Source organism: Thalassospira sp. ABD4_177 (genome assembly GCF_056160125.1).
The window spans coordinates 1-4,605 of record NZ_JBSWWO010000011.1 but is presented as its reverse complement, the minus strand read 5'-3'; the positions used below and the strand labels follow the sequence as shown (position 1 = coordinate 4,605).

Here is a 4,605-nt window from a genome sequence, read left to right as displayed (position 1 = left end):
TTACGGATTCGAAGCCAAAGTCCCTGCTGCGCCTTCGCCGTGAAGCGCAAATATTCGAGGGAAGCATTGTCCTTACCCCGGTTGACAATTTCCCGAACCTCAAACGTTTTGGCGATATAACTTCCGAGTTTCATGGCCTCTATGCGTCGGACAAACATAGGTCAGAGGCGGAGCAAAAATCTGCAAAGATACAATTCTCGGGACGGTCGCGTCTGACACAGGAAATTTCTAGCATCCACCAACAGCTCGCTCGCGCTTTTGATTGCAGCCACGCGTCACTTAGGCTTCTTTCCGGCCTTCATGCACACATAGTCTTATTCATGGCATTGTCTCCAATTGGCGCAAAGGTCGCGCTATTGCCAGAGACCGCAGGTGGTCATTTCGCTACTCCAGCCATTCTCAAGCGGCTCGGGCTCTCGGTTATCCCACTGCCCGTCAACACCGAAGGAAAATGCGTCAATTCCACAGAAGCACTAACAGTGATTGAACGAGAAAAGCCCGACATCCTGTTCGTAGACCGAAGTGAAGGGCTACGCTACGAAGATTTCTCAGAGTTGGGCCGGTGCAAGGTTCCCATTCGCATTTTTGATAGTTCGCAGTACGCTGCGCAGATCATCGCGGGACTCTATGAAAATCCGTTTTCTTGGGGGTTCAACCTGCAAATACTCACCCTCCATAAAAGTTTCCCCGGTCCGCAAAAAGCGGCAGTCTTGTGTAACAACGATTCGATATGGGGCGATGTTCTATCTGGCTTGAGCGCATTTGTCTCAAGTTCCCATATCGAGAACAGCTATCTTGTTGGTCTCATTCTTGATGAGAAGCGGCAACTTGACCAATATGCCCATCGACTTATCTCCGTAAAAGAGAACCTTGAGGCGGAGTTGCTACAGCGTGCGGTTCCGGTTGTTCCCACCCATGGTTGTGGCAAAGCGAGCTGGCCAGCGACACAGCATATTTGGATTAGCCTCCCTAACCAAGACCACGCATTCGAAGCCTGGAAAGGGCTTGAGAGAAACCGGATCCAGACGAATTATCGGAGATTGCCTTATGACTTGGGGTGGGGGCTGCGCCTTGGCGTCACGGCGGCCGTTTCCCGCGGACTTACTGTGGATCGTACGGCGGAGCTAGCCTCTCTTATATCAAGCATTTTACTAGATACCCGTAGCAACAGATTCAGAAGAGCCGTAACCCGGTTGGCTTCGGAAATGCGTCCAAACGCGCCGTTTGGAGCATCTGATGACTGACAGATACTATGACGAAAAGCTGCTTGCCGAATGGGCGAAAGGCAGAAAAACACGTATCCCAGCGCCGCTTTCGGTGCGGTCAAGATGGTATCGAAAGCTGATCTTCCAGATTGTCCAAACCGCACTTTTAGGTTCCGGCGGACGCATCCTGTCAATAGGAGCGGGGACGGGAAAAACGGAATGCTATCTGCAGTCCATGGGGTTTGATGTGATAGCTTCTGATGTCGATGAAACAGCACTTCGGCTCTGCCGCGAAGCTGGATTGATAGTGCAACATTTCGACATCACATCTCCTGTTGTGGAGAACCTTCAGATAGATCTGGTTTATGTCGATGGTGTTCTTGGTCACTTGCAGGAGCATACTGATTGGCAAGAGCTCTGGACTGGCCTAGCATCAACTGGCGGCGCTTTTCTTTTGTTGAGCAACGACTTGTCGGACGACGACGCTAGTCAGAATTTCCATGTGCATGGAGAACCGGAAGCGCGTTTCCTTAGATCACCTGCTGGTTTTTTTGAGGCCAGTGCATCGCAAACCGGGTATTGGCAGACTTGCTGGAGTCACGTTCTAAAATACCGCCGGCCCGGCCGAGGTCTGAGGAGAAGGGAATTGGTACTGCTTTCCCGCGCTACTGGTGGACAAAGGGATGGTAGATCAACGCATTCATAACATCAGATATACGAAGTCCCTCTTTTCGAACGAACTTGCGCACGAAATGGGCATCGCCATAAAAGCCTTGTTGCTCTGCGGTAGCAGCATGTTGCTCAAGCTTCTCTTTGATATCGGTCAACTGAACATTCTCTCCTGAGACCGCTTCGAGTAGAATGGCATAAAGTGTTTTACGCCACAGACCGTAGGCGTTCTGACATGCCAAATCGAAAGTCTCTATCTTTTTCAGGGCACGTAGCGCGTCATCCCTATGTTCGTCGAGGACGTCAAAATCCTGTCGATAGGCTTGAGGGTTTAGCAAGGCGTCCCTCCATGCCCTAACCGCTAACTTTAACTCGTAGACAAAAGGGTAACTCAAAAGGTCTTCGAAACCGGCAGTGGCGATGAACCGATGATACTCAGCTAAACAGACCCGAAGATCCTGAATGTCAGACGAGGGGTTTTGAATACGCGCGTTTAAGATATCGCCATTTAGATAATACTGTTCCCGATTACCAAAGACAGAAAACTCATCCTGCGCGTTTCGGTACTCCTGCTCTATCCGGCTAGTCAGGTCGGCGACATCTCCTTTATGGGGCCCAAGGCCGAGCGTGTCCTCATAACTCAACCTCTCGTCAAATACAGCGAGCGCCGGCAAGACGATAAATTCCAAGAAATGCGCTCTTTCGTAAAGGATTGTGTTGGCTTTGAAACATGGATCAGTTTTCTCAACGATATCCGCAATCGGTGATGCGCTGTTTTCCAGTATTTGCGGCGCGACTTCAAGACGTTGCAAAAACACATGGCGCAAGGTGTCAAAATAGATCCGTGACAGGAGCGTTGATAGGAAAAAATCGGTTTCAAGAGCTTCTACATCGAATTGATCGTGGACTTCCGCGCGAAGAGAACGAAGCCCATCCGGATCAAACCGGCCTTTATGTGCGCCGATATGAATCTTCCAGAAGAGGGCGGAAAGTCGAATCAGCGGGTCCTGCGAGGGCACGAGCGCGAGCACGGTTTCGAATTGCTCCTTACCATGCTCCGCCTCTAGCAATGCAAGCTTAGCCCTTGCCGAGAAACCGCTCAACTCAGGTGTAATCGATATCTGTGACAAGTGGTTTCTTGCATCTGCGAAGGAACCGCTCTTGTCTAGGATAACCCCGAGTTGGAACTGCGCAGAGTTTGAATCTAGGACATCGATTGCTTTGCTTAGACGCACCCCCATCAACCCAAGATTGCCTTGGGCCATTGCCCGCCCAAAGTATCTCTCCAGCCTGCCTTGGTCCCTCAATTCCACTCCCGCAAGCCAGTTCAACGTCGGATCTGCCTCACCCTCAGGAGACCGCAAACGCCATAACAGAGCCTTTTCAAACCCCTTCATAAAAGTAGCATCTACAGGAGCGATGGTGTCGCGAAAATGCTCAGCAAGCCGCTCATGCATCACATAGAGTTTGCCGGGTAGAGAAGAACGAGGAATAATCCCGGATTGGGACAGCAAACGGAGATCCCTGAGGGCGATCAGCTGATCCCAGAGCCGTCGCATGCCTTTATGCGGGTTGGCAGAATAGAAAGCCTTTTGGAAGGACCGTTTGTCAAAGACACCCTTGAAAAGGGCAAGTGCTGTAGCGGTGGCCACTACAGTGACAAGTCTTTGCCCCGGCGGATCTGCCCTCTGACTGTTCTGAGAGAACAAATAGTTGGAGACGCGTTCAGTTAATTGTCTCTGATGGACGGTCCCGATATCTTCAACCTGTACAGACTGAATCTCGGCAATGGATGCCGAGCCAGTTCCAGAACTCTGGCTAAGAGCCCTAATTTTTTTCAGAACATCGGCAGAGAGTTGGGCTTTGGAGATATCCTCACGCGATAACGCGCTGATACTGTGAAGCCGTCCAGTCTCTCGCGCATAGGACAAGAGACGAATTTCGCTGCCGGCGCGTAATCTCCAGCTCTCAAGAGGCTGAGCAAGAAAAATAAGATGACGTTCAGTTGTGGAGTTGAGAATATCCAGCAGACGTCGCGTGATATCTTTGATAATCTCCGGTTCTGCCAAATGAAAGTTATCGACGATGACAAGCGCGTCCGAATGTGCAAGGCTGCCAAGTCGACTCAAGAACTGATTTTGAATGCCATACCCTCGAGCAAAGTCATAGTAGTGAAAATTGTCTGCCAAAGCACAAAGGTGCTGATCCCTAATAAGCGCTTCCGCTAAAAGGATCGCGGTGCGAGTTTTTCCGAACCCACTTGGAGCGATTATCGCGTCATATGTTCCAAGCTTTCTTTTGCTTTCTCGTATGTTCTTCAAAAGAGATTCGACAATCATCTTTTGTGTCGGATGATTCAGTTTCAACTTTCTAAAATCGTCGTTTACCGCAAGGCACTGAATCCGGTTTCGAATTTCCCTTGATCTCGCACTATCGCATATAATGAATATTAGGCGCTTTATTCTAGCGGGAATTCCATAAGCAAGTTTTCGAGCAGTCGGCACATTCAGCAAAAGAGCGCCTAAAATTATCAGAACAACAACTGAAACGGCAACTGACGAGACAATAGCGGATACGTTCTGATCCAACCCGAGGATGTTGGAAGCAAACGGAATAGCTAATCGGCTCGCTGTGACGATTACCGACAATGCGACAAGAAGCTGAAGCACGAAGAGCAGAAACGAAACGGGTTTCGCGACTAGATCGAGCTTTGATTGCGAGCCGATGATTC

At 50.0% G+C, this 4,605-nt stretch carries 3 protein-coding genes; 2 read left to right on the top strand and 1 reads right to left on the bottom strand.

The annotated features are described in order from the left end of the window. Positions 1 to 1,244, top strand: a 1,244-nt coding sequence (locus ACXAF0_RS19680; protein ID WP_475347523.1) for a PLP-dependent aminotransferase family protein, incomplete at its 5' end; no start/stop codon positions are given. Then, a complete protein-coding gene (locus tag ACXAF0_RS19675; RefSeq protein ID WP_475347522.1) occupies positions 1,237 to 1,911 on the top strand; it encodes a class I SAM-dependent methyltransferase in 675 nt (224 codons plus the stop codon). The genes ACXAF0_RS19680 and ACXAF0_RS19675, both read left to right, overlap by 8 nt. Here the strand turns inward: ACXAF0_RS19675 and ACXAF0_RS19670 are convergent. Then, positions 1,871 to 4,605, bottom strand: a 2,735-nt coding sequence (locus ACXAF0_RS19670) for a hypothetical protein (protein ID WP_475347521.1), incomplete at its 5' end; no start/stop codon positions are given. The two genes, ACXAF0_RS19675 and ACXAF0_RS19670, sit on opposite strands and share 41 nt — an antisense overlap.